The following is an 890-nucleotide window of genomic DNA, read 5'->3' as shown; positions in this document are numbered from 1 at the left end:
TCCCCAAGCCGCCCCAGATTGTGTCCGATCCCGCATTGCCAACCAGAACATCATTCCCGCCAAGGCCTTCGATGACATCAGCACCACCAAGGCCTTGAATGAAGTTGTCAGTTTCGTCTCCGACCAGTTCATCGGGCCCATCTGTGCTTTCGTTGTCTCCACCATTGTCGGGACCGTAGCTGTAAGGCGCGCCATTCAGGGTATCCGCGCTCGCTAGTAGCTCTTCCAATGTGTAGCCATCGAGAAATTCCTGTAGTGTTGGGCCATCACCATTTGTAATTGTAGCTCGAACCACAAGCTGGCTTCCGTCGGGTTGTTCGAAAGTGAATATAAGTAATGTGACCTCGTCAGATAGGTCGATATCTGACGCATTTTCTAGGAAAAATGCACTTGCAAGAGCGGTTCCGCTACCTTTCAGACCGTTAAGCTCAGAGCCAATCACGATGCCATCAATGAAACTGGGGAGTGTTTCCCCGGTGAGTGGATTCACAATCGGAACTTCACCTCCAGGGGCGATCTGAGGACCCGCGGTCGTAGCTTCGAACAAGTTGAAAAAACTTGCATCAGCGGGATCCGTCTCAACGATAGTATCACCGTCAACGAGAGATGCCTCTATGTTAATTGCCATCTTGTGTTTCCTGATTTCTGAAAAATTATACCCATGGATAGGGAGTGCGCTTCGGAGAAGAGGAGCGCAATTTCCAGTTTCTGTAAAGAGATTTTGCAGATTTTGACCTGCCCCTTGGTCGCCCCTCGTTCATGACGCAGGCATTACCCCAGCAAGGGGGCAGGTCAGTCAGTAGTGGGTGAGGCGTTTTCTAGCCTTCAGACAAAGACGAAGTCTCCTGGGTTGAAATCAGCGCTTGCTAAGCCGGTGAAGAAGAGACTGT

The 890-nt window shown here is 50.8% G+C and carries 1 protein-coding gene; it reads right to left on the bottom strand.

Annotated elements, in window-relative coordinates:
- A partial coding sequence (locus J1C52_RS15020; protein ID WP_370633279.1) for a calcium-binding protein occupies positions 1-628 on the bottom strand: 628 nt, incomplete at its 3' end.
- Between the last annotated feature and the right edge of the window lie 262 nt (positions 629-890).

It is taken from the genome of Roseibaca sp. Y0-43 (genome assembly GCF_020667835.1).
In the GTDB taxonomy this organism is placed as follows: Bacteria; Pseudomonadota; Alphaproteobacteria; order Rhodobacterales; family Rhodobacteraceae; genus Roseinatronobacter.
The sequence above is the reverse complement of the archived record's forward strand: the minus strand, read 5'-3'. Positions and strand labels throughout refer to the sequence as shown.